Annotated in this window: 29 protein-coding genes; 22 read left to right on the top strand and 7 right to left on the bottom strand. The window is 62.5% G+C overall.

All coding sequences use genetic code 11. From position 1 onward, the window contains the following. The first annotated feature begins 68 nt into the window (after positions 1-68). The 19 genes from trmJ (at position 69) to der (ending at position 16735) form a co-directional block, all read left to right on the top strand. A complete protein-coding gene (gene trmJ / locus OUY36_RS16320) occupies positions 69-905 on the top strand; it encodes a tRNA (cytosine(32)/uridine(32)-2'-O)-methyltransferase TrmJ (RefSeq protein ID WP_267935124.1) in 837 nt (278 codons plus the stop codon). Next, positions 905-1681, top strand: coding sequence for a serine O-acetyltransferase (cysE, locus tag OUY36_RS16315; protein WP_063542437.1), 777 nt, complete (start codon positions 905-907; stop codon positions 1679-1681). Before trmJ ends, cysE (OUY36_RS16315) begins: the two co-directional genes overlap by 1 nt. A 161-nt stretch (positions 1682-1842) precedes the next feature. Further along, positions 1843-2334 carry a Fe-S cluster assembly transcriptional regulator IscR gene (gene iscR, locus OUY36_RS16310; RefSeq protein ID WP_063542439.1) on the top strand — a complete coding sequence of 164 codons (492 nt, stop codon included), beginning with the start codon at positions 1843-1845 and terminating at the stop codon, positions 2332-2334. Positions 2335-2365: 31 nt separating this feature from the next. Continuing rightward, complete coding sequence (locus OUY36_RS16305) at positions 2366-3580, top strand: IscS subfamily cysteine desulfurase (protein ID WP_230725645.1); 1215 nt, start codon at positions 2366-2368, stop codon at positions 3578-3580. 44 nt (positions 3581-3624) lie between these two features. Beyond that, positions 3625-4011 (top strand): Fe-S cluster assembly scaffold IscU, encoded by a 387-nt coding sequence (gene iscU / locus OUY36_RS16300; RefSeq protein WP_003284664.1) that lies wholly within the window; start codon positions 3625-3627, stop codon positions 4009-4011. A gap of 11 nt (positions 4012-4022) precedes the next feature. Beyond that, positions 4023-4346 carry an iron-sulfur cluster assembly protein IscA gene (iscA, locus tag OUY36_RS16295; RefSeq protein WP_267935123.1) on the top strand — a complete coding sequence of 108 codons (324 nt, stop codon included), beginning with the start codon at positions 4023-4025 and terminating at the stop codon, positions 4344-4346. Between the two features lie 7 nt (positions 4347-4353). Continuing rightward, positions 4354-4875: a co-chaperone HscB gene (gene hscB, locus OUY36_RS16290; RefSeq protein WP_063542443.1), complete on the top strand. Its 522-nt coding sequence runs from the start codon at positions 4354-4356 to the stop codon at positions 4873-4875. Positions 4876-4916: 41 nt separating this feature from the next. Then, complete coding sequence (gene hscA, locus OUY36_RS16285; RefSeq protein WP_110776195.1) at positions 4917-6779, top strand: Fe-S protein assembly chaperone HscA; 1863 nt, start codon at positions 4917-4919, stop codon at positions 6777-6779. Positions 6780-6784: 5 nt separating this feature from the next. After that, a complete protein-coding gene (gene fdx, locus OUY36_RS16280) occupies positions 6785-7123 on the top strand; it encodes an ISC system 2Fe-2S type ferredoxin (protein WP_102839838.1) in 339 nt (112 codons plus the stop codon). 11 nt (positions 7124-7134) lie between these two features. Next, on the top strand, positions 7135-7335 hold the full coding sequence (iscX, locus tag OUY36_RS16275; RefSeq protein ID WP_063542449.1) for a Fe-S cluster assembly protein IscX: 201 nt from the start codon (positions 7135-7137) through the stop codon (positions 7333-7335). 163 nt (positions 7336-7498) lie between these two features. Continuing rightward, positions 7499-7930 (top strand): nucleoside-diphosphate kinase, encoded by a 432-nt coding sequence (ndk, locus tag OUY36_RS16270; protein WP_102839840.1) that lies wholly within the window; start codon positions 7499-7501, stop codon positions 7928-7930. Positions 7931-7949: 19 nt separating this feature from the next. Next, positions 7950-9098: a 23S rRNA (adenine(2503)-C(2))-methyltransferase RlmN gene (rlmN, locus tag OUY36_RS16265; protein ID WP_267935122.1), complete on the top strand. Its 1149-nt coding sequence runs from the start codon at positions 7950-7952 to the stop codon at positions 9096-9098. A gap of 11 nt (positions 9099-9109) precedes the next feature. Beyond that, positions 9110-9868 carry a type IV pilus biogenesis/stability protein PilW gene (gene pilW, locus OUY36_RS16260; protein ID WP_125869118.1) on the top strand — a complete coding sequence of 253 codons (759 nt, stop codon included), beginning with the start codon at positions 9110-9112 and terminating at the stop codon, positions 9866-9868. Continuing rightward, entirely contained in the window at positions 9865-10890 is a 1026-nt protein-coding gene (locus OUY36_RS16255) for a helix-turn-helix domain-containing protein (protein ID WP_267935121.1), read from the top strand. Before pilW ends, OUY36_RS16255 begins: the two co-directional genes overlap by 4 nt. Positions 10891-10892: 2 nt before the next feature. Beyond that, positions 10893-12005 (top strand): flavodoxin-dependent (E)-4-hydroxy-3-methylbut-2-enyl-diphosphate synthase, encoded by a 1113-nt coding sequence (gene ispG, locus OUY36_RS16250; RefSeq protein WP_267935120.1) that lies wholly within the window; start codon positions 10893-10895, stop codon positions 12003-12005. Between the two features lie 16 nt (positions 12006-12021). Continuing rightward, complete coding sequence (gene hisS / locus OUY36_RS16245; RefSeq protein WP_110776198.1) at positions 12022-13311, top strand: histidine--tRNA ligase; 1290 nt, start codon at positions 12022-12024, stop codon at positions 13309-13311. 28 nt (positions 13312-13339) lie between these two features. Next, positions 13340-13981 (top strand): YfgM family protein, encoded by a 642-nt coding sequence (locus OUY36_RS16240; RefSeq protein ID WP_063542461.1) that lies wholly within the window; start codon positions 13340-13342, stop codon positions 13979-13981. 3 nt (positions 13982-13984) lie between these two features. After that, the gene (gene bamB / locus OUY36_RS16235; RefSeq protein WP_063542463.1) at positions 13985-15133 is read left to right on the top strand and encodes an outer membrane protein assembly factor BamB; all 1149 of its coding nucleotides are present in this window, start codon (positions 13985-13987) and stop codon (positions 15131-15133) included. A 102-nt stretch (positions 15134-15235) separates the two neighbouring features. Next, complete coding sequence (gene der / locus OUY36_RS16230; RefSeq protein WP_063542465.1) at positions 15236-16735, top strand: ribosome biogenesis GTPase Der; 1500 nt, start codon at positions 15236-15238, stop codon at positions 16733-16735. A 4-nt stretch (positions 16736-16739) separates the two neighbouring features. On the opposite strand, the gene cysE (OUY36_RS16225) is transcribed toward der, so the two are convergent. Next, a complete protein-coding gene (gene cysE, locus OUY36_RS16225) occupies positions 16740-17534 on the bottom strand; it encodes a serine O-acetyltransferase (protein WP_213918877.1) in 795 nt (264 codons plus the stop codon). 156 nt (positions 17535-17690) lie between these two features. On the opposite strand from cysE (OUY36_RS16225), the gene OUY36_RS16220 reads away from it, so the two are divergent. Both OUY36_RS16220 and OUY36_RS16215 read left to right on the top strand, forming a co-directional pair. Further along, positions 17691-18839 carry a pyridoxal phosphate-dependent aminotransferase gene (locus tag OUY36_RS16220; RefSeq protein ID WP_267935119.1) on the top strand — a complete coding sequence of 383 codons (1149 nt, stop codon included), beginning with the start codon at positions 17691-17693 and terminating at the stop codon, positions 18837-18839. Continuing rightward, positions 18827-19621, top strand: a complete 795-nt coding sequence (locus OUY36_RS16215) for an amidohydrolase (RefSeq protein ID WP_267935118.1) — start codon at positions 18827-18829, stop codon at positions 19619-19621. Before OUY36_RS16220 ends, OUY36_RS16215 begins: the two co-directional genes overlap by 13 nt. Before the next feature lie 47 nt (positions 19622-19668). Here the strand turns inward: OUY36_RS16215 and OUY36_RS16210 are convergent, their stop codons facing one another. From OUY36_RS16210 to leuA, 6 genes are all read right to left on the bottom strand, one after another. Further along, entirely contained in the window at positions 19669-20073 is a 405-nt protein-coding gene (locus OUY36_RS16210) for a DUF2784 domain-containing protein (protein WP_267935117.1), read from the bottom strand. Positions 20074-20077: 4 nt separating this feature from the next. Next, positions 20078-20704 carry a DUF2238 domain-containing protein gene (locus OUY36_RS16205; protein WP_267935116.1) on the bottom strand — a complete coding sequence of 209 codons (627 nt, stop codon included), beginning with the start codon at positions 20702-20704 and terminating at the stop codon, positions 20078-20080. A gap of 71 nt (positions 20705-20775) precedes the next feature. After that, positions 20776-21507: an endonuclease gene (locus OUY36_RS16200; RefSeq protein WP_200593221.1), complete on the bottom strand. Its 732-nt coding sequence runs from the start codon at positions 21505-21507 to the stop codon at positions 20776-20778. Positions 21508-21609: 102 nt separating this feature from the next. After that, positions 21610-22464, bottom strand: a complete 855-nt coding sequence (locus OUY36_RS16195; RefSeq protein ID WP_267935115.1) for a carboxylate/amino acid/amine transporter — start codon at positions 22462-22464, stop codon at positions 21610-21612. Between the two features lie 89 nt (positions 22465-22553). After that, positions 22554-23609 (bottom strand): NAD(P)-dependent alcohol dehydrogenase, encoded by a 1056-nt coding sequence (locus tag OUY36_RS16190; protein WP_102839852.1) that lies wholly within the window; start codon positions 23607-23609, stop codon positions 22554-22556. Between the two features lie 288 nt (positions 23610-23897). After that, a complete protein-coding gene (gene leuA / locus OUY36_RS16185; protein ID WP_200593227.1) occupies positions 23898-25568 on the bottom strand; it encodes a 2-isopropylmalate synthase in 1671 nt (556 codons plus the stop codon). A 317-nt stretch (positions 25569-25885) separates the two neighbouring features. Here leuA and OUY36_RS16180 point away from each other — a divergent pair, with 317 nt between their 5' ends. Next, positions 25886-26239 carry a DUF2946 domain-containing protein gene (locus tag OUY36_RS16180; RefSeq protein ID WP_063542484.1) on the top strand — a complete coding sequence of 118 codons (354 nt, stop codon included), beginning with the start codon at positions 25886-25888 and terminating at the stop codon, positions 26237-26239. The last annotated feature ends 52 nt before the right edge of the window (positions 26240-26291 follow it).

Raw genomic sequence — 26291 nt, 5'->3', positions numbered from 1 at the left:
AGCGCGAAATTCTATCAGGAAAGCGTTGCCGCATGTAGCGTGACCGGTGCTGCTGCGGCCTTTGGCGGATGGCGAATGAAGAGCGGCTTCCTGTAAGCTTTCCGCTGGTTTCCAAGCTGAGAAGAATTGTGTCGCTGCAGAACATTCGTGTGGTGCTGGTCAACACCAGTCACGCCGGCAACATCGGTGGCGCAGCTCGGGCCATGAAGAACATGGGCCTGTCGCGGCTGGTGCTGGTCGAGCCGGAAGATTTTCCGAGCTCCGACGCTATCGCCCGGGCGTCCGGTGCGACCGATATTCTCGATGCCGCGCTGGTCGTCGACACGCTGGAGGAGGCGCTGGTTGGTTGTAGCCTTGTGCTTGGTACCAGTGCCCGCGATCGTCGCATCCCGTGGCCTTTGCTCGATCCGCGCGAGTGCGCGGCGGTATCGGTGAAGCAGGCTGCTGCTGGTAGCGACGTTGCGCTGGTGTTCGGTCGTGAGTACGCGGGGCTGACCAACGAAGAGCTGCAGCGGTGCCAGTACCACGTGCATATTCCTTCCGATCCTCAGTTCAGCTCGTTGAACCTCGCTGCGGCCGTGCAGGTGTTGACCTATGAGGTGCGCATGGCCTGGTTGGCTGCCGAGGGCCGGCCAACGAAGGTCGAGAAGCTGGAAACTACCGCCATGCTGGATGCGCAGCCGGTCACGGTCGATGAGTTGGAGAACTACTTCGGTCATCTGGAGCAGACGCTGATTGACATCGGCTTCCTCGATCCGGCAAAGCCCCGTCATTTGATGCCGCGCTTGCGCAGGCTCTACGGGCGCAGCGGCATCAGCAAGCTGGAGATGAACATCTTGCGCGGTATTCTTACAGAGACACAGAAGGCCGCCCGTGGCGAGCCCCACAAGCGGAGAAATGACTGATGTTCGAACGCATGCGCGAAGATATCCAGAGCGTGTTCCATCGCGATCCGGCAGCCCGCAATGCGTTCGAGGTATTGACCTGTTATCCGGGGCTGCACGCCGTATGGATTCACCGTCTATCTCACTGGCTGTGGGCGCATGAGTGGAAATGGCTGGCACGCATGTCGTCGAATCTTGGGCGCTGGCTGACCGGAGTCGAGATACATCCGGGTGCCCGGATCGGTCGTCGTTTCTTCATCGACCATGGGATGGGCATTGTCATTGGCGAGACCGCCGAGATCGGTGATGACGTGACGCTTTACCACGGCGTGACGCTGGGCGGGACCAGTTGGAACAAGGGCAAGCGCCACCCGACGCTCGAGGATGGTGTGATCGTCGGGGCGGGCGCGAAGATTCTCGGCCCCTTCACTGTGGGGGCGGGCGCGAAGATCGGTTCGAATGCGGTCGTGACGCGCGAGGTTCCGCCAGGCGCCACGGCTGTCGGGATACCGGGGCGCATCATCGTGAAGTCCAGCGACGAGCAGGAGGCAAGGCGTAAGGCCATCGCCGAGAAGATCGGTTTCGATGCCTATGGGGTCAGCGAGGATATGCCCGATCCGGTAGCGCGAGCGATTGGGCAGTTGCTGGATCACGTGCAGGCGGTTGAAGAGCGTCTGGAGGGCATGTGCGGCGCGCTCAAGGCGCTCGGGAGTGACTATTGCGCCAAGGAGTTGCCCGAACTGCGCGAGGAGGATTTCGTGGAGGTGAAATCCGAAGGCGGCGAGCCGCGTGCATGAAGTGCGGGTGCTGACAGCAGCTGGTATCATGCGGCGGTTTCCGATCGGGCGGTCTTCACCTGCAGGCAAATAAAGCCCGACTAAATCAATAGGTCTTATAGTTGACTTAAATACTCGGGAATAGCATACTTGCGCCAAACCGTAATGCTTGGTGCAGACCGATGCGATTGACCACCAAAGGCCGTTATGCCGTGACCGCCATGCTTGATCTGGCGCTCCATGCCCAGCATGGTCCGGTTTCTTTGGCCGATATTTCCGAACGTCAGGGGATCTCGCTTTCCTATCTTGAGCAGCTGTTTGCCAAGCTCCGTCGCAGCGCTTTGGTGACCAGTGTGCGTGGCCCGGGTGGCGGTTATCAGCTCTCTCGCGACATGGCCGGTATTCAGGTCGCTCAGGTAATCGATGCGGTCAACGAATCCGTCGATGCGACGCGTTGCCAGGGCTTAGGAGGCTGTCACTCCGGCGATACCTGCCTGACCCATCACCTGTGGTGCGATCTCAGTGATCGAATCCATGAATTCCTCAGTGGCATCAGTCTGGCCGACCTGGTCAATCGCCAGGATGTGCAGCAGGTCGCTCTGCGCCAGGATATGCGCAAGGCCGGGGGCTCGTTGCCGCAAATGGACAAGATAGAAGCGTCCGCCATCGAATGAGCAGGGCGACCGCCTGATAGGAGATATCTGAATGAAATTGCCGATTTACCTCGACTATTCCGCCACTACCCCGGTGGATCCTCGTGTCGCTGCCAAGATGATCGAATGCCTCACCAATGAAGGCAATTTTGGTAACCCGGCTTCACGCTCCCACGCCTTCGGCTGGAAAGCCGAAGAGGCGGTGGAAAATGCGCGCCGTCAGGTTGCCGAGCTGGTCAATGCCGACCCGCGGGAGATCGTCTGGACATCCGGTGCGACCGAGTCGGACAACCTGGCCATCAAGGGCGTCGCACATTTCTATGCGTCCAAGGGCAAGCATATCGTCACCACCAAGATCGAGCACAAGGCGGTACTGGATACCACCCGACAGCTCGAGCGCGAAGGCTTCGAGGTAACCTACATCGAGCCGGGCGAGGATGGCATCGTCACCCCGGCGATGGTTGAAGCTGCATTGCGCGAAGACACCATTCTTGTGTCGGTCATGCATGTGAACAACGAAATCGGCACCATCAATGACATCACCGCCATTGGCGAGCTGACGCGCTCTCGCGGCATTCTTTTCCACGTCGATGCGGCGCAGTCGACCGGCAAGGTGGAGATCGATCTGGAGAAGATGAAGGTCGATCTGATGTCCTTTTCTGCTCATAAGACCTACGGCCCGAAGGGGGTCGGTGCGCTTTATGTTCGCCGTAAGCCGCGTGTGCGCCTCGAGGCGCAGATGCATGGCGGTGGCCACGAGCGGGGCATGCGCTCCGGTACCCTGGCTACTCATCAGCTGGTCGGCATGGGCGAGGCCTTTCATCTGGCCAAGCTGGAGATGGCTCAGGAAAACGAGCGTATTCGCGCTTTGCGGGATCGCTTCTACAAGCAGGTCGAGCACCTGGAAGAGCTGTACGTCAATGGCAGCATGACTGCGCGTGTCCCGCACAACCTCAACCTCAGCTTCAATTACGTCGAGGGTGAGTCGCTGATCATGGCTCTCAAGGACCTGGCGGTATCTTCCGGGTCCGCTTGTACATCTGCTTCGTTGGAGCCTTCGTACGTGCTGCGTGCATTGGGGCGCAACGATGAGCTGGCACACAGCTCCATTCGCTTCAGTTTTGGTCGATTCACCACCGAAGAGGAAATCGACTACGCAGCGCAGAAGGTTTGCGAAGCCGTGACGAAGCTGCGAGAGCTTTCGCCCCTGTGGGACATGTTCAAAGACGGCGTCGACATTTCCAAGGTCGAGTGGCAAGCCCACTGACTGGCGTCTAACGCCGCATCGCCTGATATAGAGAGGATTTCACCATGGCATACAGCGACAAGGTCATCGACCACTACGAAAACCCGCGCAACGTCGGCAAGTTCGACGCTGAAGACCCGAGCATCGGTACCGGCATGGTAGGCGCGCCGGCATGTGGCGACGTGATGCGTTTGCAGATCAAGGTCAACGAGCAGGGTGTCATTGAAGATGCCAAGTTCAAGACCTATGGTTGCGGCTCCGCCATCGCCTCCAGCTCGCTTGCTACCGAGTGGATGAAGGGCAAGACCCTGGAAGAAGCGGAGACCATCAAGAACACGCAGCTGGCCGAAGAGCTGGCGCTGCCGCCGGTCAAGATTCACTGCTCGGTACTCGCCGAAGACGCGATCAAGGCGGCAGTGCGTGACTACCGTGAAAAGAAAGGTCTGCTTTAAGGAGCGTTGCGATGGCTATCACCATGACGCTCGCTGCCGCGCAGCATGTCCGCCGCTCCCTTGAGGGGCGCGGCAAGGGCGTGGGCGTGAGGCTGGGGGTTCGCACCACCGGCTGCTCTGGTCTGGCTTACGTGCTGGAGTTTGTCGACGAGACCGCCGCCGAGGACTCGGTGTTTGAAAGCCACGGGGTCAAGGTGATCATCGACCCCAAGAGTCTCGTCTATCTCGACGGAACCGAACTCGATTTCGTTCGTGAAGGCCTTAACGAGGGCTTCAAGTTCAACAACCCGAACGTTCGTGGCGAGTGCGGCTGCGGCGAGAGCTTCAACATCTGAGGACGCTGTGGGTACTCCTTGTCATTTCGCGTTGTTCGAGCTGAAGCCGGATTTCGATCTGGATCTTGAGCGACTAGCCGATCGTTACCGCGAGCTCGCTCGTCAGACTCATCCCGACCGTTTTGCGGATGCCAGCGAAAGCGAGCAGCGTCAAGCGCTCGAGCGGTCTGCCAATCTCAATGAGGCATACCAGACGCTGCGGATTCCGAGTCGGCGGGCGCGCTATCTGCTAGCCCTCGAAGGGCATGACGTGCCGCTGGAGGCCACGGTTCAGGATCCTGATTTCCTGATGCAGCAGATGCATTGGCGCGAGGAGCTCGAAGAGCTCCATGAACAGGCGGATTTGGATGGCGTCGCTGCCTTCAAGTCGCGGCTCAAGCAGGCCCAGCAAAAGCTGAACGACGACTTTGCGCAGGTCTGGCAACTTCCGGCGCGTCGCGCCGATGCCGAACGGCTGGTGCGGCGAATGCAGTTTCTCGACAAGCTGACCCAGGAAGTGCGCCAACTCGAAGAGCGCCTCGACGATTAACCCCGCGCAGTGCCAGACGCTGCGCCCGATATCAGACAGACATGGCCTTACTTCAGATTGCCGAGCCAGGACAGAGCCCACAGCCTCATCAACGCCGCCTGGCTGTAGGAATAGACCTGGGCACCACCAATTCCCTCGTGGCTGCGCTGCGCAGTGGTATCACCGCGCCGCTGCCCGACGCCGAAGGACAGGTGATTCTGCCTTCTGTCGTGCGTTATCACCCTGATTATGTTGAGGTGGGTGCGCAAGCCAAGCTTGCCGCGGCGAGCGATCCCTTCAATACCATCAGTTCGATCAAGCGCCTGATGGGGCGTGGGTTGGCCGACGTCAAGCAGCTCGGGGAGCAGTTGCCCTATCGTTTCCGCGAAGGCGAATCGCAAATGCCTTTCATCGAGACGGTGCAGGGGGCCAGGAGTCCGGTTGAGGTGTCCGCTGAGATACTTCGAACGTTGCGTCAGCGGGCAGAAGCCAGTCTGGGGGGCGAGCTTGTCGGTGCAGTAATCACCGTGCCGGCGTATTTCGACGATGCTCAGCGCCAGGCAACCAAGGATGCCGCGCGTATTGCCGGGCTCAACGTGCTGCGGCTGCTCAACGAGCCGACCGCTGCGGCTGTGGCCTATGGCCTAGATCGGCAAGCAGAGGGCGTCGTCGCGATCTACGATCTGGGCGGTGGCACGTTCGATATCTCGATCCTGAGGTTGACCAAGGGGGTGTTCGAAGTATTGGCGACCGGCGGCGATACCGCGCTGGGTGGTGATGACTTCGATCATGCCGTGGCTGACTGGATCGTCGTGCAGGCTGGTGTCTCCGGCGACCTGACTCCGGGTAGCCAGCGCGAGCTGCTGAAGCTCGCCTGTGATGCGAAGGAGCGGCTCAGTTCGGCTGATGCGGTCACGATCAATTACGCTGGTTGGTCGGGCGAGCTGCGCCGGGAAACTTTCGATTCCCTGATCGAGCCCTTGGTTGCGCGTAGCCTGAAGTCCTGCCGACGCGCTGTGCGTGATTCCGGCGTGGAGCTTGAAGAAATCACCGCCGTGGTCATGGTGGGCGGCTCGACGCGGGTGCCCAGGGTGCGCTCCGCGGTCGGGCAGCTGTTCGGTCGTGAGCCGCTGACCGATATCGATCCTGATGAAGTCGTGGCGATCGGCGCCGCGATCCAGGCCGAAACGCTGGCTGGCAACAATCGTGATGGCGAAGAGTTGCTGCTGCTCGATGTGATCCCGCTGTCGTTGGGGCTGGAAACCATGGGCGGATTGATGGAGAAGATCATTCCGCGCAACACCACGATACCGGTGGCTCGTGCCCAGGACTTCACCACTTACAAAGATGGCCAGACGGCCATGATGATTCACGTGCTGCAGGGCGAGCGAGAACTGATCGCTGATTGCCGTTCGTTGGCGCGGTTCGAGCTGCGCGGCATTCCGCCGATGGTTGCGGGTGCTGCCAAGATTCGCGTGACATTCCAGGTCGACGCCGACGGTCTGCTCAGTGTTTCTGCTCGAGAGCTCGCGTCAGGGGTCGAGGCCAACATTCAGGTCAAGCCGTCTTATGGGCTGACCGACGGCGAAATAGCCCGAATGTTGGAGGATTCGTTCCGCAAGGCGGACGACGATCGTCATGCGCGCGCCTTGCGTGAGCAGCTGGTTGAGGCTCAGCGTCTGCTGGAGGCCGTCGAGGCAGCATTGGAAGCCGATGGGGAGCGCCTGCTTGCTGCTGAGGAGCGCGGCGCCATCGAAGCGCAGATGGAAGAGTTGCGTACGCTGCTCGACAGCCAGGACGTGTCCGCCATCGAGCGCCAGACCAAACGCCTGAGCCAGATCACCGACGCCTTTGCTGCGCGTCGTCTGGACTCCACCGTCAAGGCCGCGCTGGCCGGGCGGCGGCTCAACGATATCGAGGATTAACCCGAATGCCGCAAATCATTTTCCTGCCTAACGTTGACCATTGCCCCGAAGGGGCTGTCATCGAGGCTCAGGCTGGCGAGACTGTGCTCGATGCCGCGCTGCGCAATGGCATCGATATCGAGCATGCCTGCGAGAAGTCCTGCGCGTGCACGACCTGTCATGTGGTGATCCGCGAGGGTTTCCAGTCGCTCGAGGCGTCAGACGAACTCGAAGATGACATGCTCGACAAGGCCTGGGGGCTGGAGCCGAATTCGCGGCTCTCCTGTCAGGCGGTTGTGGCTGATACCGACTTGGTCGTGGAGATACCCAAGTACACGATCAATCAGGTGTCGGAAGGGCATTGAGGAAGCGGACCATGCAGCTGAAGTGGACGGATGTACAAGAGATCGCCATCGAGCTGGCCGAGAGCAAGACCGATGTCGACCCGCGCTTCGTGAATTTTGTCGATCTGCATCGCTGGGTGATGGAGCTGCCGAACTTTGCCGACGAGCCAGGGCGAGGCGGCGAGAAGGTGCTCGAGGCGATCCAGTCTGCCTGGATTGAAGAGGCCGAGTAGGTCGTCGCAGTTTCCGCTCCTGCCTGGAAGGCGGCCGATGCAGCCGTTCGGCGGCCAGTCGGCTCGTCCAGGTACTGCCCTCTACCCTTATGTTTTGCCAGCGACCCGCGTATAATCCGCGGGTTTACTCGTTCGCTTTAACCCATCAGTTTTGGAGTCCTACATGGCCCTGCAACGCACCTTCTCCATCATCAAGCCTGACGCTGTCGCCAAGAACGTGATCGGCGAAATCACCACCCGTTTCGAGAAGGCCGGCCTGCGCGTCGTCGCTTCCAAGATGGTTCAGCTGTCCGAGCGCGAAGCCGCTGGTTTCTACGCCGAGCACAGCGAGCGTGGCTTCTTCAAGGATCTGGTTGCCTTCATGACTTCCGGTCCGGTCATCGTTCAGGTGCTCGAAGGCGAGAACGCCATCGCCAAGAACCGTGAGCTGATGGGTGCTACCAACCCGAAGGAAGCTGCTCCGGGTACCATCCGCGCTGACTTCGCTGTCTCCATCGACGAGAACGCCGTTCACGGTTCCGATTCGGAAGCCTCGGCCGCCCGCGAAATCGCCTACTTCTTCGCTGCCACCGAAGTGTGCGCACGCATTCGCTGAGTGAGCGAAGGTGAATCCAATGATTGCCACGACCGGTAAGGTGAATCTGCTGGGTCTGACCCAGTCGCAACTGGAAAGCTTCTTCGAGTCCATCGGAGAGAAGCGTTTTCGCGCCGGTCAGGTGATGAAATGGATTCACCACTTTGGCGTCGATGATTTCGATGCCATGAGCAATCTCGGCAAGGCCCTGCGCGAAAAGCTCAAGGCCTGTGCCGAGATTCGCGGCCCGGAGATCGTCAGCGAAGACATCTCCAGCGACGGTACCCGTAAATGGGTCGTACGTGTCGCTTCGGGCAGCTGTGTGGAAACGGTCTACATCCCGCAAGGCGGCCGCGGCACGCTGTGTGTGTCCTCCCAGGCAGGCTGTGCGCTGGATTGCAGCTTCTGTTCCACCGGCAAACAAGGTTTCAACAGCAATCTCACGGCGGCCGAGGTGATCGGTCAGGTCTGGATTGCCAACAAATCATTCGGCACCGTCCCGGCGAAGATCGATCGCGCCATCACCAATGTGGTGATGATGGGGATGGGCGAGCCGTTGCTGAATTTCGACAATGTCGTCGCCGCTATGCAGATCATGATGGATGACCTCGGCTACGGCATATCCAAGCGCAAGGTGACGCTATCGACTTCCGGCGTCGTGCCGATGATCGATGAGCTGGCGAAGGTCATCGATGTCTCGCTGGCGCTGTCGCTGCATGCTCCGAACGATGCGCTGCGTGATCAGCTGGTGCCGATCAACAAGAAGTATCCGCTGGATGTCCTGCTCGAGGCATGCAAGCGTTATGTCTCGAGGCTTGGCGAGAAGCGTGTGCTGACCGTTGAGTACACCTTGCTCAAAGGTGTCAACGATCAGCCCGAGCACGCCGAGCAGACGATCGCCTTGCTGGCGGGTATCCCGTGCAAGATCAATCTGATTCCATTCAATCCGTTCCCTCATTCCGGATATGAGCGGCCGAGCAACAATGCCATCCGCCGTTTTCAGGACATCCTGCACAAAGGCGGGCACAATGTGACGGTGCGTACCACCCGCGGCGAAGACATCGACGCGGCCTGCGGTCAGCTGGTCGGCCAGGTTCTGGACCGGACGCGTCGAAGCGAGCGTTACATCGCTGTGCGCGAGCTGCAGAGCGAGCCGGGTGCGGCGCACATGGCTTCGAACCGATCCTGAGGGGGATGCTGATGACTCTGCGCGCTGCGCTGCTGCTTGTACTGACCGGCCTGTTGGCCGGTTGTGTGTCTTCTGGCACCGTTGATCCGCTGAAGACCGACCAGGGGCGGCGTGAGGCGCGTGATGCCTACATTCAGTTGGGTATCGGCTATCTGCAGCAAGGCGCTGCCGGCCGCGCCAAGACCCCTTTACGCAAGGCGCTGGAGATCGACCCGCGTAGCGCCGACGCCCATGCCGCGCTGGCTCTGGTGTTCCAGACCGAAATGGAGAACGATCTGGCCGACAAGCACTACCGCGAGGCGCTCTCCGCTCGCAAGGACGCGCGTATCCTCAACAACTACGGCAGCTTTCTGTTCGAGCAGAAACGGTATGCCGAAGCGATGGAGCGTTTCAGCCAGGCCGCCGAGGACAACCTGTATCCGGAGCGTGCGCGGGTCTTTCAGAACCTCGGTATGACTGCGCTGCAGATGGGGCAGCGGGACGAGGCCGAACGATATTTCACCCGCTCTCTGCGTCTCGACGGCCGGCAACCGCGAGCCCTGCTTGAGCTCGCGCTCATGGCCTATGAAGACAAGCAGTACGTTCCTGCGAAACGTTATTACGACAGCTTCAGCCAGTTGGCCGAGCAGAATGCGCGTAGCCTGCTGCTTGGCATTCGCCTGGCCAACATCCATCAGGACCGCGACACGGCTGCGAGCCTCGGACTGCAGTTGAGAAGGTTGTATCCCGGCACGGATGAGTACAAGCAATATCTTTCGGAGCAACGATGACCGCGCCGCACCAAGAATCCGCTGTACCAATGGGCAACAACCCGGGCGAGACGCTGCGATCTGCGCGTGAAGAAAAGGGCTGGACCCTCGCGGCGGTAGCGCAGCAACTGAATCTCACCGAGCGGGCGCTGGCCCGTATCGAAGCCGGCGACTTCAGCCAGTTGCCGGGACACACCTTTGCCCGTGGTTATGTGCGGGCTTATGCCAAGCTGCTCGGGCTTGATCAGACCCGTCTTGTGCAGGAGTTCGATCTGCACACGGGTACCAATGCTTCTGGCAGTAACGTCAACAGTCTCGGCCGTATCGAGGAGCCGGGCCGGCTGTCGCGTAGCTTCATGCGCCTGTTCGGCTTCGTGCTGCTCCTCGTTCTTGCTGCGGCAGCCTGGTATTGGTGGCAGGAGCGCTCAACCCGTGAGGCCCTGACTCCGGCAGTTTCCGCCCTGGAGCGGATCGAAGTGGAGGGTGCGGACGGGACGACCGAAATCCATCTTCTCGATCGGGCGGATGAGGATGCTGCGGTCGAGCTGGCGGAGCCGACGGAACAAGGATCAGCCTTGTCGCCTGGGGAAATGTCGACGCCTGTCGAGAGCTCGCAGGCCTCGACCGATGCCGATGCCGATCCCGGCGAGGCGGGTGTAGAGACGGCTCAATCGCTGCCCTTGAGCGAGTCTGAGTCCGGCGCTGCGTCCTCGCCGGCAGAATCTACGCCGGTCGAGCTGCCTTCCGACAATGCAGCCGTGCCAGTGGAGACCTCGGAAAGCGCCAGCGCGACGGCACCCGGTGAGGCGGTACTCGAACTGCGTTTCACTGCTGACTGCTGGACGCGGGTAGCGGACGCGGAAGGACGTGTGCTCTACAGCGCGCTGGCCAAGGCCGGAACCAGCCGGACGGTCAGCGGCAAGGCGCCGCTGGATGTGCATCTGGGATATGCCCGTGGTGCTCAGCTCAGTTACAACGGTGAGGCCGTGAGCCTCGCCTCTCATATGCGCGGCGAGACAGCGCGCCTCAAGCTCGGACAGTGATCATGCATTCCGAATCTCCTATCAAGCGTCGCCAATCCCGCAAGATCTGGGTGGGTGGCGTTGCGGTCGGTGGCGATGCGCCGATTTCCGTACAGAGCATGACCAACACCGAAACCTGTGATGTCGATGCAACGGTCGGGCAAATCCAGCGCCTGGCCAATGCCGGCGCCGATATCGTCAGGGTCTCGGTGCCGTCTATGGAAGCCGCAGAAGCCTTTGGCCGGATCAAGCAGCGTGTGACGCTGCCGCTGGTTGCCGACATTCACTTCGACTATCAGATCGCCCTGCGCGTGGCCGAACTCGGCGTCGATTGCCTGCGTATCAATCCAGGCAATATCGGCCGCGAAGATCGTGTCCGTGCCGTGGTCGATGCTGCCCGTGACAAAGGCATCCCGATCCGTATCGGCGTCAACGCCGGTTCGCTGGAAAAGGATCTGCAGAAGAAGTACGGCGAGCCGACACCGCAGGCGCTGGTGGAATCCGCGCTGCGTCATGTGGATCATCTCGACCGTCTGGACTTTCAGGACTTCAAGGTCAGCGTCAAAGCCTCCGATGTGTTCATGGCGGTGGAAGCCTATCGGCTGCTGGCCGGGCAGATCGAGCAGCCGCTGCACCTGGGCATCACCGAGGCGGGCGGGTTGCGCTCCGGTACGGTGAAATCCGCGGTGGGCCTGGGCATGCTGCTCGCCGAAGGTATTGGCGACACCATTCGCGTGTCGCTGGCGGCCGATCCCGTCGAGGAGATCAAGGTCGGTTTCGATATCCTCAAATCCCTGCGTCTGCGCTCGCGCGGCATCAACTTCATCGCCTGCCCGAGCTGTTCGCGGCAGAACTTCGATGTGGTCAAGACCATGAATGAGCTGGAAAATCGCGTCGAGGACCTGCTGGTGCCGATGGACGTCGCGGTGATCGGTTGCGTGGTGAACGGGCCGGGCGAAGCCAAGGAGGCCCATATCGGCCTGACCGGTGGCAGCCCGAACAACCTGGTCTACATCGATGGCAAGCCGGCGCAGAAACTGAACAACGAAAACCTCGTCGATGAGCTGGAGCAGCTCATCCGGCGCAAGGCCGCCGAGAAGCTTGCGTCCGACGCGGCGGTTATCGCGCGCAGCTGATCTTTAAGGAATCCCATTGAGCAAGTCCCTGCAAGCCATTCGTGGCATGAATGACATCCTGCCTGCGCAGACACCGATCTGGCGCTACCTCGAAGGCACCTTCGCGCAGCTGCTGGACAGCTACGGCTACAGCGAGATCCGTCTGCCGATCCTGGAGTTCACCGACCTGTTCGCCCGCGGCATCGGCGAAGGCACCGATGTGGTCGACAAGGAAATGTATACCTTCCTCGATCGCAACGAAGAGTCCCTGACCCTGCGTCCCGAGGGCACCGCCGGCTGCGTGCGCGCCGTGCTCGAGCATGGCATGACCGGTGGCGGGCAAGTGCAAAAGCTCTGGTACACCGGGCCGATGTTCCGCTACGAGAAACCGCAGAAGGGTCGCTACCGGCAGTTCCACCAGATCGGTGTGGAGGTGTTCAACCAGCCGGGCCCAGATATCGATGCCGAGCTGATCGTACTGACCGCGCGCCTGTGGAAGCAGCTCGGCCTCGCTGATGCAGTGACGCTGCAGCTCAACAGCCTGGGTTCCAGTGAAGCACGTGCGCGTTATCGCGATGCCCTGGTGGTATACCTGCAGCAGCGTTTCGAGCAGCTTGACGAGGACAGTCAGCGTCGCCTGACGACCAATCCTTTGCGCATTCTCGACAGCAAGAATGCCCAGACTCAGGCGCTGCTGGCCGATGCGCCGACGTTGCATGACTACCTCGACGAAGAGTCGCGCGTGCATTTCGAAGGCCTGAAAGCGCGTCTCGATGCAGTCGGCATCGCTTACGAGATCAACCCCAAGCTGGTTCGCGGCCTGGACTACTACGGCCGCACCGTTTTCGAGTGGGTCACCGACAAGCTGGGTGCGCAGGGCACTGTCTGTGCAGGCGGACGCTACGATGGCCTGGTCAGTCAGTTCGGCGGCAAGCCGACGCCGGGTGTCGGCTTCGCCATGGGCGTCGAGCGTCTGGTGCTGCTGCTGGAGACCCTCGGGTTGGTGCCAGACGCTTTGAATCCGACGCCGCATGCCTACATCTGTGCGTTCGGCGAGGCCGCCGAGCTGGCCGCACTGGCCCTGGCCGAGCGCCTGCGCGACGAGCTGCCGGGGCTGCGCCTGCTGGTCAATGCCGGCGGCGGTAGCTTCAAGAGCCAGTTCAAGAAGGCCGACAAGAGCGGTGCGCGCTATGCGCTGATTCTGGGTGACGACGAACTGGCCGGGCGCGTGGTAGGTTGCAAGCCGCTGCGCGACGACAGCGAGCAACAAAGCATTGCCTGGGATGCTCTGCCCGAGCGTCTGGCTGCCTGCCTCGAGCAGGTCTGAGACTTAGCGAATAAAAAGGAGTGACAGCGTGACCTCGGGTACTGAAGAAGAGCAACTGGCGCAGATCAAAGAGTGGTGGCAGCGCAACGGCAAGCCGTTGATGCTCGGCGCCGTGATTGCCCTGGTATTGGTGTTCGGTTGGCAGTTCTGGCAGAAGCACCAGATCAATCAGGCGCAGAGTGCCTCGGTCCTCTACCAGCAGCTGCTGACTGCCGCGCTGGAGTCGGGTGAAGTCGATGCCGCCGAAGTTTCGCGTCTGGGCAACCTGCTCAAGAAGGATTTCGCCGGGACGCATTATGCGCAGTACGGCAGCCTGTTCATCGCCAAGGTAGCGGTCGAGGCCGGTCGTCTCGATGAGGCAGCAAGCGAACTGCGTGCGATCCTCGACAAGCCAGCCGACAAGACGCTGGACGAGCTGGCCCGTCAGCGCCTAGCGCGCGTATTGGCGGCGCAGGACAAGGCGGATGAAGCGCTAAAGCTGCTGGACGGCGAGGCTGACAAAGCCTTCGCTGCCAGCCGTGAGGAACTCAAGGGTGACCTGTTGGTGCAACTCGGTCGCGATGACGAGGCGCATGCCGCTTACAGCAAGGCCAAGGAGTCGCTGTCCCAGGATGCGGCCATCGGCGGCCTGCAAATGAAACTGGATGATCTGGCCCGAGGGGAGGCGTAATCGATGCGTTGGAAGACTGCCGCGTTGCTGACCCTGGCCGTACTGGCCGCCGGTTGCAGCAGCAACAACACCAAAGAGCCGGAGCCGGCCGAGCTGACCAAGTTCGAGGAAGAAATCTCCTTGAAAAAGGAGTGGAGCCGCTCGATTGGTGAAGGACAGGGCGAGACTTACAACCTGCTGACGCCCGTCGTTTATGGCGACCAGATCTACGCCGCCGATGTCGAGGGGCTGGTGGTGTCGATGGATCGCTTGACCGGCAAGGTCAACTGGAAGAAGAAGCTGGATACGCCGGTGTCGGGTGCGGTAGGTGCCGGCTACGGTCTGGTGCTGATCGGCACCCTGCGTGGCGAGGTGCTGGCGCTGGATGTGAGCTCCGGCGAAGAGCGCTGGCGCAGCCAGGTCAGCAGCGAAGTGCTGGCTGCACCGGCCGTCAACGGCGATATCGTACTGGTGCAGACTCAGGACGATCGGCTGATCGCCCTGGAAATCGACACAGGTGCGCAGCGCTGGAGCTACGAGAGCTCGCCCGCGGTACTCACCCTGCGCGGTACCGGAGCGCCTTTGCTGACCAATCAGCTGGCCATCGCCGGCCTTTCCAGCGGCAAGGTCATTGCGTTGGACACCCGCCGCGGTTTGCCGGTCTGGGAGCAGCGAGTGGCGATACCGCAAGGTCGCTCCGAGCTGGAGCGGGTGGTGGATATCGATGGTGGCCTGCTGCTGTCTGGCGGCACGCTGTACGTCGCGACTTACCAGGGCCGCGCTGCAGCGCTGGAACTGGAAAGCGGCCGAGTGCTCTGGCAGCGTGACGCATCCAGCTACTCCGGAGTGGCGCTCGGCTATGGCAGTGTCTACCTGAGCCTGGCCGATGGTACCGTCGAGGGCATCGACGAGCGCTCCACCACCGCGTTGTGGCGCAATGATTCGTTGGCCCGTCGTCAGCTTTCGGCCCCTGCGGTGCTGTCCAGCTATGTGGTGGTCGGTGACCGGGAAGGCTATCTGCATTTCCTGAGTCAGGTCGATGGCCGCTTTGTCGCTCGCGAGCGGATCGACAGCTCTGGTGTACGGGCACGCCCAGTGGTGGAGGGTGACTGGCTGTATGCCTTCGCCAATGACGGCAAGCTGGTGGCGCTGACGATCCGTCAGGCTGACTGACCACCCGCTGAGCCGCCGGCTCCGCCTGGCGGAGCCATGAATATTCGGCCGCTGCCTTGCAGCGGCCTTCGTGTTTTCTGAAATATCGCAGTGGAGAGCCGTATGGTTCCCGTAATCGCCCTGGTGGGTCGTCCGAACGTCGGCAAATCCACCCTGTTCAATCGCCTGACCAAGAGCCGCGACGCCATCGTCGCCGAGTACGCCGGGCTGACCCGTGATCGCCAATATGGCGAGGCCAAGTGGCAGGGGCGCACCTACATCGTGATCGACACCGGTGGTATTTCCGGTGACGAGGAAGGCATCGATGCGAAGATGGCCGAGCAATCGCTGCAGGCCATCGAGGAAGCCGATGCCGTGCTGTTCATGGTCGACTCCCGCGCCGGACTGACCGCCGCTGACCAGATGATCGGCGAACACCTGCGCAAGCGGAACAAGCGCTGCTTCCTGGTCGCGAACAAGGTCGACAGCGTCGATCCGGACATCGCCCGTGCCGAGTTCAGCCCGTTGGGCCTGGGCGACGCGCTACCGATCGCCGCCGCCCATGGGCGTGGCATCAGTCATATGCTTGAGCAGGCACTCGGCATCTTCCCCCGCGATGATGCCGAGCAGACCGAGGAAGGCGAGGAGGGCAGCGAGCCCGCGGACGGCGAGGAAGTCGTCGCCGAAGGCCAGGAGCCCAAGCGCATCCCGGGTCCGAGCGAGAAGGAAGGCATCAAGATCGCCATCATCGGGCGGCCCAATGTCGGCAAGTCGACACTGGTCAATCGCATGCTCGGCGAGGAGCGGGTCATCGTCTACGATCAGGCCGGCACCACGCGCGACAGCATCTACATCCCCTTCGAGCGCGACGAGGAAAAGTACACCCTGATCGACACCGCCGGCGTACGTCGTCGCGGCAAGATCTTCGAGGCGGTGGAAAAGTTCTCGGTGGTCAAGACGCTGCAGGCGATCCAGGACGCCAACGTCGTGATCTTCGTCATGGATGCCCGTGAAGGTGTCGTCGAGCACGACCTCAACCTGCTGGGCTTCGTGCTGGAGACCGGCCGCGCCCTGGTCATCGCGCTGAACAAGTGGGACGGCATGGAGCAGGGCGAGAAGGACTACGTGAAGACCGAGCTGGAGCGCCGGCTGTTCTTCGTCGACTACGCCGACATCCATTTCATTTCAGCCAAGCACGGCACCGGGGTAGGGCACCTGTACAAGTCGGTGCAGGCCGCGTTCAAGTCGGCGATCACCCGCTGGCCGACCAGCCGCCTGACGCAGATCCTCGAGGACGCCGTGCGCGAGCACCAGCCGCCGATGGTCAACGGCCGGCGCATCAAGCTGCGTTATGCCCACCTGGGTGGTGCCAACCCGCCGCTGATCGTGATCCACGGCAACCAGGTCGAGGCGGTGCCCAAGTCCTATACGCGCTACCTGGAGAACACCTACCGGCGTGTACTGAAGCTGGTCGGCACGCCGATCCGCATCGAGTACAAGGGCGGTGACAACCCCTACGAGGGCAGGAAGAACACGCTCACCGACCGCCAGGTCAACAAGAAGCGCCGCCTCATGTCGCACCACAAGAAGGCCGAGAAGAAGCGCCGCGACAAGAAGCGCTGATCGCTCAGCCATCTCCGTCGAACGACTGGTCCATGTCCAGGGCTGGTCGTGCATGGCGCGGCTTGCCGACCTGGCGGGCCGGATTGCCGACCACCGTGGTATGTGGCGCGACGGGATGCAGGACGATACTGCCGGCGCCTACCTTGGCGCCTTCGCCGATTTCGATGTTGCCGAGGATCTTCGCTCCGGCGCCGATCATCACGCCGCTGCGCACCTTGGGGTGACGGTCGCCGCCTTCCTTGCCGGTCCCGCCCAGCGTCACGCCTTGCAGGATCGATACATCGTCGCCGACCACCGCCGTCTCGCCGATGACGATCCCGGTGCCATGGTCAAGCATGATCCCGCTGCCGATACGGCTGGCCGGATTGATGTCGATGCCGAGGCGTTCGTTGCAGCGCGCCTGGATGTACATCGCCAGCAAGCGCTCGCCGCGACCATGCAGCTGGTGTCCGATGCGATACGCCTGCAGTGCCAGAAAGCCCTTGGAGAACAGGAACACTTCCAGTGCACTGTCGAATGCCGGATCACGGCTGACGATCGCCTGCAGGTCGCAGCGGGCCGTCTCGGCGAGCGCAGGAAGCTGGTGGTGCAGGCCGGCGAAGCGATCGGTCAGGGTATGGCTCTGCTCGGCGCCGTCAGCCAGGGCATGGCCGATACGGTGGGCGAGCGCACCACCGAAGTTGGGCTGATCGAGGATGCTTTGACTGACGATCGTGGCCAGGGTCGGCTCGCTGTCCAAGGCGCGTTGCGCCTGTGCTTGCAGGTCACTCCAGAGGTCGCTGACGGAAAGGTTCGGCATTGAGGTTCCTTACGGTCGGTGGGGTTGGCCATTGCCTGAACTGTAGCAGCCCGGGCAGGTGGTCGGCCGCCGCGTCTCGTATCGGCGCACACTCATCGGCTATCCTGTCCGCCTTCGCTGCCGAGTCCCAAACGGCAGGCCTGTCGGACGATCGTCATGCTCACCAGTAAATTGCCCAATGTCGGCACGACCATCTTCACCACCATGTCGCAGCTCGCGGCCGATACCGGTGCCTTGAATCTTTCCCAGGGCTTTCCCGACTTCGATGGTCCCGAGGCGCTGCGCGAGGCCGTCGCTCGCCACGTCATGAGCGGCCACAACCAGTACGCGCCGATGACCGGTCTGCCGGCGCTGCGCGAGCAGGTGGCGGCCAAGGTGGCTGGCCTGTACGGACGGCAGGTGGACGTCGCCAGCGAAGTCACCATCACCCCTGGCGCCACGCAGGCAATCTTCTGTGCGATCCAGGCGGTGATCCGCCCCGGCGACGAGGTGATCGTTTTCGATCCCTGCTACGACAGTTACGAGCCGTCCGTGCAACTGGCCGGAGGCACCTGTATCCACCAGCAGCTGAGCCTGCCGGACTTCCGGATCGACTGGCAGCGCCTGGCCGACGCCATAACCCCGCGCACGCGGATGATCGTGCTCAACACCCCGCACAATCCCAGCGGTGCGCTGATCGATGGCAGCGATCTGGAACGGCTGGCGGCACTGATCCGCGAGCGCGACATCTACCTGCTCAGCGACGAGGTCTACGAGCACCTCGTATTCGACGGCCGGGAGCACGCCAGCGTGCTGCGTCACGAGGAGCTGTATCAGCGTGCCTTCGTCATCAGCTCGTTCGGCAAGACCTATCACGTCACCGGCTGGAAGACCGGATACGTGGTGGCGCCGCCTGCTCTCAGCAGCGAGCTGCGCAAGGTGCACCAGTACGTCAGCTTCACCGGCGTCACGCCTCTGCAATGGGCCCTGGCCGACTTCATGGCGGTGCATCCCGAACACATCCGCGAGCTCCCGGCGTTCTATCAGGCCAAGCGCGACCTGTTCTGCGACCTGCTGGCTGACTCCCGCTTCCGCTTCACCCGCGCCGCTGGCACCTACTTCCAGCTGGCCGATTACTCGGCGATCCGCCCCGACCTCGACGACGTCGCCATGGCCGAATGGCTGACCCGCGAGCACGGTGTGGCGAGCATCCCGATCTCGGTGTTCTACCAGGATGCGCCGGCCGATCTCAGGCTGGTGCGCTTCTGCTTTGCCAAACGAGAGGAGACGCTGCGTCAGGCGGCGGAACGACTATGCGCGATCTGAACAACCTGCCCGATCTCGAACTGGCCCTGATTCAGACCACGCTGGTCTGGCAGGATGCCGATGCCAACCGTGAGCGTTTCGCCGGCCTGCTCGAGCAGGCCCGCGGTGCCGATCTGATCGTCCTGCCGGAGATGTTCACCACCGGCTTTTCCATGGACTCGGCGGCCCTGGCCGAGCCGGAGGAGGGGCCGACCTATGCCTGGCTGCGCAGTCAGGCCGCGCGGCTGGAGGCAGTAGTCACTGGCAGCGTGATCATCGAGGCCGCCGACGGCAGCCATCGCAACCGCCTGCTCTGGGCCCGGCCGGACGGCGAGGTGCTGCATTACGACAAGCGCCACCTGTTCCGCATGGCTGGCGAGCACAAGCACTACACGCCGGGCCTTCAACAGGCCTTGTTCGAGGTGAACGGCTGGCGGGTGCGTCCTCTGATCTGCTACGACCTGCGCTTCCCGGTCTGGAGCCGCGATCCGCACGGCACCGACCTGCTGCTCTACACGGCCAATTGGCCAGCGGCGCGCCGCGACGCCTGGAATCGTCTGCTGCCGGCGCGGGCCATCGAAAACCTCTGCTACGTGGCGGCGGTCAATCGGGTCGGCGAGGATGGCAAGGGCTACCCCTACAGCGGTGACAGCCAGGTGCTCGATTTCAAGGGCGATACCTTGCTCAACGGTGGCGACAGCGACGCGGTGCTTCGCTGCACGCTACGGGCGCGCGATCTGGCCGCGTTCCGCGAGCGCTTCCCGGCCTACCACGATGGCGATCAGTTCGAGCTCAAACCCTAACTCCAACCCGGGGAGGACGAGAGCCAGCTGTGTCGAGGCGGGGGCGCTCAGGCGCCGCGCCGAGCCCTCACAGGTGACTGCTTTGTGCCGCGTCGCCGCCGACGCCACAACAGCCAGCCATAGATCAGCAGATTGACCAGCAGCACTATTGCCGCCAGCACATACTGCACCGGTATGCTCAGCCAGGCCGGGTAGATCAATGGCAGCAGGTAGTGCTCGATAAACCCCGCCTCATACCCCTCGTCACCCGCCAGCCGTCGCAGCAGATTCTCCCAGTACGTCAGCGGACACGGCCTCCCTGTCAGCTCGACGAATACGCCCCAGGCGATCGCCGGAATGTGCAGCAACACGAAGCCGCGTTTCCATGCGACCAGCAAGCCGCCAAACAGCACGAAGAGAATGAACCCGAGGTGCAGCAGCAACACGGCATCCGCGCCAACTCGATAGAGCATCGGGCTAGGCCGCCGCGCCCGTGCGGCTCATGGTCTTGATCTGCCGGTCCTGCAGGCGCGCCAGGAGGGTGACCGACAGGAGCGCGCCGAGCAGTGCCATGAACATGTCCGATTGGGTATCCCATGGATCGCCCTGGGTGCCAAGAAAGTCCTCCGCACCCTGGCCGGCGATAAGCGCCACCCACCACTCGATGAGTTCATAGAAGGCGCTGAAGGCCAGCGCGACGCACAGGGCGAGAAAGCCGAGCATCTTTCCTGGCGCGAGGAAGCGCAGGCGCAGCAGGATTTCCCGCGCCAGCAGTGCGGGCGTCACGCCCTGAATGAAATGGCCGAGCTTGTCGTAGGGATTGCGGCTGAGGTCGAACCATTCCTGCACCCAGAATCCCGGTGGTACCCGCGCGTAGGTGTAGGTGCCGCCGAGGATCAGGATCAGCGCATGAATGGCGATCACCACGTAGAGCAACCGCGTCAGCGGCAGGCGCGGGTGGCTCCACAGCAGCAGGGGTGCCGCGATCAGTACCGGAGCGACTTCCAGCAACCAGGTGGCACGGTCATACGGATCGATCGCGGAGCAGGCCAGTGCCAGCAGTACTACCGCTCCCAACGTTGAATAGAGTGTTCTGTCCTGCATGCCCATCGCCGTCCCGATCGATCCAGCCGGCAGCATGCCGGGGAGGCGGTTCGCCTGCAACCGGGCGCAGATCAGCCCTGGCGGGCCGCCGCGGCGGCCGAGCGGGAGATCGAACGATTGCAGCGCCGCAGGTCGACCGTGCCGACATAGGCGTTGGCATTGCCCTGCACGCAGGCGATGCGCTGGTTGCGCGTGCGCTCCCATTCGCTGACCGGATGCTGGCGGTTCCAGATGTCGTACAGACGGCGGTCCTGTTTCGACAGGCGCAGCTTGTAGCGCTCGCTCATGTACAGATAGGTGCGGGCGATGGCACCGCGGCTGTACTCGGGTGGCATGGCCGTGCGCTGCTTGAAGTTCACCACGAAGGGGCAGGCACCGTACTGGCTGGGCTTTTCGCTGAGCATGCCGAAGCCGAAGTTGCTGCGGTCACCGTTCACCTCGCCGACCACCGGGACCAGGTTGTGCAGGTCGGCCTCGGCTCGGCTGAACACCGGATCGTTGGCGGTGCAGTGCTTGCGTCCGCCCTGTTGCCAGCATTGCCGCTGATGGCCGATGACCCAGGCCGGCACGATGTGCTCCCACTCCACACGCTGAGCGCGCTTGGGCTGCTTGCGGGGAATGTAGCCACAACTGGCGAGGTCGATACGGTTGCCCTTGAAGCTGCAGCCGCAGTAGAAGTCCACCGGTCGGTCGGCATAGAGGGTCCAGGCCACCTTCTTCGCTTCGCGGAAGGTGCGAGGCGCATCGGCGTAAGTGTTGGTGCAGCAGAACAGGGCAAGCAGAAAGAGACTGAGGCGGCGCATGGAATTCTCGACAACTGAACGAGTGTCGCATCCATGCGCGGGCCGGCATCTTACCTTTCGTTTAGGTAAAAATCATAAAAATCAAAGGGTTGCATGATGTCATCAGGCCTTCATATGGCCCAGGCGGTTGATCTGCAGGGAGGCGAGAATGATCGCGCCGCCAACCGCGAGCAGCAGCAGGTTGGTCGTGGTGCCCCAGAACAGCAGGTTGAGCACCAGGCCTACCGGCACCGACATGTTGTTCATCACCGCCAGCGTGCCGGCATCCACCAGCGTGGCGCCCTTGTTCCAGCAGAACTGGCCCAGCGCGGTAGCCAGCACGCCCATCCAGATCAGTACGGACCACTGCGTAGTGGTGGTCGGCAATTTCTCGACGTTACCGAACAGCAGCCACGCCGGTAGCACGATCAGCAGCGCGCCGAGGAAGAAGTAGCCGAAGCGGCGATGCAACGGCACGTCAGAGGGATAACGCTGCGCCAGATGCTTGTAGGCCACCTGGCCGGCGGCGAAGGTGAAGTTGGCCAGCTGCATGAGCAGGAAGCCGCCGAGAAAGTCGCCGGAGACGCCGTCGTAACGGATAAGTCCGGCGCCGAACACCGCCACGGCTGCCGCGACCAGCGCCCAGGGGTTGAAGCGCCGGTTGAGCGCGTCGTCGATCAGCGTCACGTGCAGCGGCGTGAGCACGGTGAACAGCAGCACCTCGGCGACCGTCAGCACGTTGAAGCTCAGGTACAGGCACAGGTAGGTGACGCCGAATTGCAGCGCGCCGACCAGGGTCACGCCGGCGATGAAGCCGGGCGCCACGCCACGCCAGCGGGTCAGCGGCAGGAACACCAAGCCGGCGAGGATCACCCGCGTCAGCACGGCGAAATAGCTGTCCACCTGGCCGGCCAGGTAGACGCCGATCAGGTTGAAGGAAAAGGCCCAGAGCAGGGTGACGAAGATCAGATAGCGCATGCCGCCTCCACGACGAAGGCCGGCGACCTTAGCGGCTGCGCATGAAAGAGGGAAGGGCTGGCGCGCCTCTGGGCCCGCCAGCCGAACGATCAGGCCGCTTTCAGGGTGGCCATGTCGATGACGAAGCGGTACTTCACGTCGCTCTTGAGCATGCGCTCGTAGGCTTCGTTGATGTCCTGCATGCGGATCATCTCGATGTCCGAGACGATGCCGTGCTCGGCGCAGAAGTCGAGCATCTCCTGGGTTTCGGCGATGCCGCCGATCAGCGAGCCGGCGATGCGGCGGCGCTTGAAGATCAGGCCGAACACGCTGGGCGACGGATGCGGCGATGCCGGTGCGCCGACCAGCGTCATGGTGGCGTCGCGCTTGAGCAGATTAACGAACGCATCGAGGTTGTGCGGCGCGGCAACGGTGTTGAGGATGAAGTCGAAGCTGTTGACGTGCGCCGCCATCTCTTCCTTGTTCTTCGATACCACCACTTCGGCGGCGCCAAGGCGCAGCGCGTCTTCACGCTTGTCCGGCGAGGTGGTGAACAACACCACCTTCGCGCCCATGGCGTTGGCGATCTTCACCGCCATGTGGCCGAGACCGCCGAGGCCGACCACACCGACCTTCTGCCCCGGGCCGACCTTCCACTGGCGCAGCGGCGAGTAGGTGGTGATGCCCGCGCAAAGCAGCGGCGCGACAGCGGCGAGGTTGTCGGTGTGGTTGATGCGCAGCACGTACTTTTCATCCACCACGATATTGTCCGAATAGCCGCCGAGGGTGTTCTCGCCACCGCCGAACGCCGGACCGTTGTAGGTGCCGACGAAACCGTTCTCACAATACTGCTCCAGCCCCTCACCACAGGACGAACACGTACGGCAGCTGTCGACCAGACAGCCGACGCCGGCGATATCGCCGGCCTTGAATTTGCTGACGTTAGCGCCGACCGCGCTCACACGACCGACGATCTCGTGGCCGGGCACGGACGGGTAGAGCGTGTTGTTCCACTCGTTGCGCGCGGTATGCAGGTCCGAATGGCAGACGCCGCAGTAGAGGATGTCGATCTTCACATCATTCGGCCCCACTTCGCGGCGCGAGAACGAATAGGGTGCGAGCGGGCTGTTCGGGTCGAGGGCGGCGTATGCGGTGGTATTGCTCATGACGGCTCCTTGGTTGATCGGTATGTATCGGCCAAGCCTAACGGCGACGGGCGCAGGGCCGTTTGCACAATCCTGCCGATGACTGACGCGTTTCTGCCGGAAAGGGACTGTGGGTGGTCCGGCTTGGTGACCGAATTGGGAGGGCGTTCGGCGGCGAACAGTTCAGTTGTTCGCAGCTGCTGGGCGACGAGCGCTGTCGGCTGGAAACGAAAACGGGCGCCATCGCGGATGGCGCCCGTCGTTACGCTGGATCTGCAAGGGCAGGGCAAGCGACCTGCCTGATCAGCCTCAGGCCGCTGCCACCTGCGCTTCACGCAGCGCCCGGTTCATGGCGCTGAACAGCGCGCGGATGCTGGCCGTGGTGATGTTCTCGTCGATGCCGATGCCGTGCAGCGGGCGCTCGCCATCCAGGCGAACCTCGATATAGGCCGCGGCCTTGGCGTTGCTGCCGGCGCCAATGGAGTGCTCGTGGTAGTCCATGATCTCCAGCTTGACCGGCAACGCCGCTACCAGCGCCTCCAGCGGGCCCTTGCCGATGCCGCGCCAGTGGGCGACTTCGCCATCGGCCGCGACTTCCACGTCCACCGCGCTGGTGCCGTTCTCTTCCTGCAGGCGATGGCCCTTGAGCGTGTAGGGAGCGGTCGCCTGCAGGTATTCGGCTTCCAGCAGCGCGTAGATCTGCTTGGCGCTCATCTCCAGGCCGAGGCGGTCGGTTTCCTTCTGCACCACCTGGCTGAACTCGATCTGCATGCGTCGCGGCAGGCTGATGCCGTATTCCTGCTCGAGGAGGAAGGTGATGCCGCCCTTGCCGGACTGACTGTTGACGCGAATCACCGCCTCGTAGCTGCGACCGATGTCGGCCGGGTCGATCGGCAGATACGGCACCTCCCAGACGCCTTCCGCATCCTGCTGGGAAAAGCCCTTGCGAATCGCGTCCTGGTGCGAGCCGGAGAACGCGGTATGCACCAGGTCACCGACATAGGGATGGCGCGGGTGCACCGGCAGTTGGTTGCATTCCTCGACCACCTTGCGCACGGCGTCGATGTCGGAGAAGTCCAGCTGCGGGTCGACGCCCTGGGTGTACATGTTCAGCGCCACGGTGACCAGGTCGACGTTGCCGGTGCGCTCGCCATTGCCGAACAGGCAGCCCTCGACGCGATCGGCGCCGGCCATCAGGCCCAGCTCGGTGGCGGCGACGCCGGTGCCGCGGTCGTTGTGGGTGTGCAGGCTGACCAGCACGCTGTCACGTCGGTCGATGTGACGGCAGAACCACTCGATCTGGTCGGCGTAGATGTTCGGAGTAGCGGCCTCGACCGTGGCCGGCAGGTTGAGAATCAGCTTCTGCTCGGGCGTCGGCTGGAACACCTCGATCACCGCGTTGCATACCTCGACCGCGAATTCCGGCTCGGTGGAACTGAAGATTTCCGGCGAATACTCGAAGCGCCAGTTGGTCTCCGGATTCTGCTCGGCCAGGCGCTTGATGACCTTGCCGGCGTTCACGGCGATCTGAACCACGCCGGCCTTGTCCTGGTTGAAGACGATGCGGCGGAAGCTCGGCGCGGTGGCGTTGTAGTAGTGGACGATGGCCTGCTTGGCACCCTTGAGCGACTCGAAGGTGCGAGTGATCAGATCCTCGCGCGCCTGGGTCAGCACCTGGATGGTGACGTCATCGGGGATGTGGCCGCCTTCAATCAGCTCGCGGACGAAGTCGAAATCGGTCTGCGACGCGGAGGGGAAGCCCACCTCGATTTCCTTGAGGCCGACCTGCACCAGGGTCTTGAAGAAACGCATCTTCTTCGCGGCATCCATCGGTTCGATCAGCGACTGGTTGCCGTCGCGCAGATCGGAGCTCAGCCAGATCGGCGCCTGGGTGATGGACTTCGACGGCCAGGTGCGGTCCGGAATGTCGATGGCCGGGAAGGCGCGGTATTTAGTCGATGGATTCTTGAGCATGGTCATGGCGTTTCCCCAGGTGAAGCTCGAGCTAAGCAACTTGTCTGCCCGGTGCGGGCACCGGTTTATGGTGCAAAGCTATTGCTTCGCATGCGCTCATTGCAATAGATCGAAGAAAATTGGTGTTTTATTTCAATATTCTCGTCTTGGTGGGGATTTATCCCGTTGCGCTCGAGGATGTTCGCTTTGGATTGCTCTGGCAACTTGCGGCCTCATGTCGCAGCGGACGAGGCACGGCGGACATGCGATCATCCGCGCACCTCCCGCGGGCTTGGCTCGGGTCAACCAAGGACATGCCGGTGACACGCAAACGGCTATCGACAATGAGTATCTGGCTTGGCCTGTTCGCCATGCTGATGATTCATGTCGGCCCGTTGTACTCCGCCGTCCAGGCCGCCCAAGCTAGCGCACAGCATCACCATCATGCCGAGCATGAGCCCGCAGCCCACGGTCATCATGGCCAGGCGCGTGCAGGGGAACCGGCATGGTTGGCCGCGCTGGAACTATGCGGCTACTGCGAACTGCTGACGCTCAATCCACCGCTCAGCCTATCCGTCGACCTGGTCTTGCCGCGGCATGAGCCAGGCACTCTGCAACCGCTTCCCGAGCAACCGCTGCCGCCGGCCACGCGCCGTAGCAGTGGCCATCCCCGTGCGCCCCCGCTTCTGCATTGCTGATGTTCATCAGCCGCCTTCCTGGCGGCTCAATCACACGCAGAAGTGGAAGTAT

The organism is Stutzerimonas sp. R40042, assembly GCF_026642215.1.
GTDB lineage: Bacteria > Pseudomonadota > Gammaproteobacteria > Pseudomonadales > Pseudomonadaceae > Stutzerimonas > Stutzerimonas frequens.
This window is presented reverse-complemented; position numbering and strand designations above follow the sequence as displayed.

Bases quoted from the DNA above. Each gene is read 5' to 3' on its own strand.
- iscR (WP_063542439.1), top strand. From the start codon at position 1,843: ATGCGATTGACCACCAAAGGCCGTTATGCCGTGACCGCCATGCTTGAT.
- iscU (WP_003284664.1), top strand. From the start codon at position 3,625: ATGGCATACAGCGACAAGGTCATCGACCACTACGAAAACCCGCGCAAC.
- fdx (WP_102839838.1), top strand. From the start codon at position 6,785: ATGCCGCAAATCATTTTCCTGCCTAACGTTGACCATTGCCCCGAAGGG.
- pilW (WP_125869118.1), top strand. From the start codon at position 9,110: ATGACTCTGCGCGCTGCGCTGCTGCTTGTACTGACCGGCCTGTTGGCC.
- OUY36_RS16305 (WP_230725645.1), top strand. From the start codon at position 2,366: ATGAAATTGCCGATTTACCTCGACTATTCCGCCACTACCCCGGTGGAT.
- OUY36_RS16215 (WP_267935118.1), top strand. From the start codon at position 18,827: ATGCGCGATCTGAACAACCTGCCCGATCTCGAACTGGCCCTGATTCAG.
- ndk (WP_102839840.1), top strand. From the start codon at position 7,499: ATGGCCCTGCAACGCACCTTCTCCATCATCAAGCCTGACGCTGTCGCC.
- OUY36_RS16220 (WP_267935119.1), top strand. From the start codon at position 17,691: ATGCTCACCAGTAAATTGCCCAATGTCGGCACGACCATCTTCACCACC.
- ispG (WP_267935120.1), top strand. From the start codon at position 10,893: ATGCATTCCGAATCTCCTATCAAGCGTCGCCAATCCCGCAAGATCTGG.
- iscA (WP_267935123.1), top strand. From the start codon at position 4,023: ATGGCTATCACCATGACGCTCGCTGCCGCGCAGCATGTCCGCCGCTCC.
- der (WP_063542465.1), top strand. From the start codon at position 15,236: ATGGTTCCCGTAATCGCCCTGGTGGGTCGTCCGAACGTCGGCAAATCC.
- cysE (WP_213918877.1), bottom strand. From the start codon at position 17,534: ATGCCGAACCTTTCCGTCAGCGACCTCTGGAGTGACCTGCAAGCACAG.
- rlmN (WP_267935122.1), top strand. From the start codon at position 7,950: ATGATTGCCACGACCGGTAAGGTGAATCTGCTGGGTCTGACCCAGTCG.
- OUY36_RS16210 (WP_267935117.1), bottom strand. From the start codon at position 20,073: ATGCTCTATCGAGTTGGCGCGGATGCCGTGTTGCTGCTGCACCTCGGG.
- OUY36_RS16200 (WP_200593221.1), bottom strand. From the start codon at position 21,507: ATGCGCCGCCTCAGTCTCTTTCTGCTTGCCCTGTTCTGCTGCACCAAC.
- trmJ (WP_267935124.1), top strand. From the start codon at position 69: ATGGCGAATGAAGAGCGGCTTCCTGTAAGCTTTCCGCTGGTTTCCAAG.
- OUY36_RS16190 (WP_102839852.1), bottom strand. From the start codon at position 23,609: ATGAGCAATACCACCGCATACGCCGCCCTCGACCCGAACAGCCCGCTC.
- OUY36_RS16180 (WP_063542484.1), top strand. From the start codon at position 25,886: ATGAGTATCTGGCTTGGCCTGTTCGCCATGCTGATGATTCATGTCGGC.
- iscX (WP_063542449.1), top strand. From the start codon at position 7,135: ATGCAGCTGAAGTGGACGGATGTACAAGAGATCGCCATCGAGCTGGCC.
- OUY36_RS16195 (WP_267935115.1), bottom strand. From the start codon at position 22,464: ATGCGCTATCTGATCTTCGTCACCCTGCTCTGGGCCTTTTCCTTCAAC.
- OUY36_RS16255 (WP_267935121.1), top strand. From the start codon at position 9,865: ATGACCGCGCCGCACCAAGAATCCGCTGTACCAATGGGCAACAACCCG.
- OUY36_RS16205 (WP_267935116.1), bottom strand. From the start codon at position 20,704: ATGCAGGACAGAACACTCTATTCAACGTTGGGAGCGGTAGTACTGCTG.
- leuA (WP_200593227.1), bottom strand. From the start codon at position 25,568: ATGACCATGCTCAAGAATCCATCGACTAAATACCGCGCCTTCCCGGCC.
- bamB (WP_063542463.1), top strand. From the start codon at position 13,985: ATGCGTTGGAAGACTGCCGCGTTGCTGACCCTGGCCGTACTGGCCGCC.
- hscA (WP_110776195.1), top strand. From the start codon at position 4,917: ATGGCCTTACTTCAGATTGCCGAGCCAGGACAGAGCCCACAGCCTCAT.
- cysE (WP_063542437.1), top strand. From the start codon at position 905: ATGTTCGAACGCATGCGCGAAGATATCCAGAGCGTGTTCCATCGCGAT.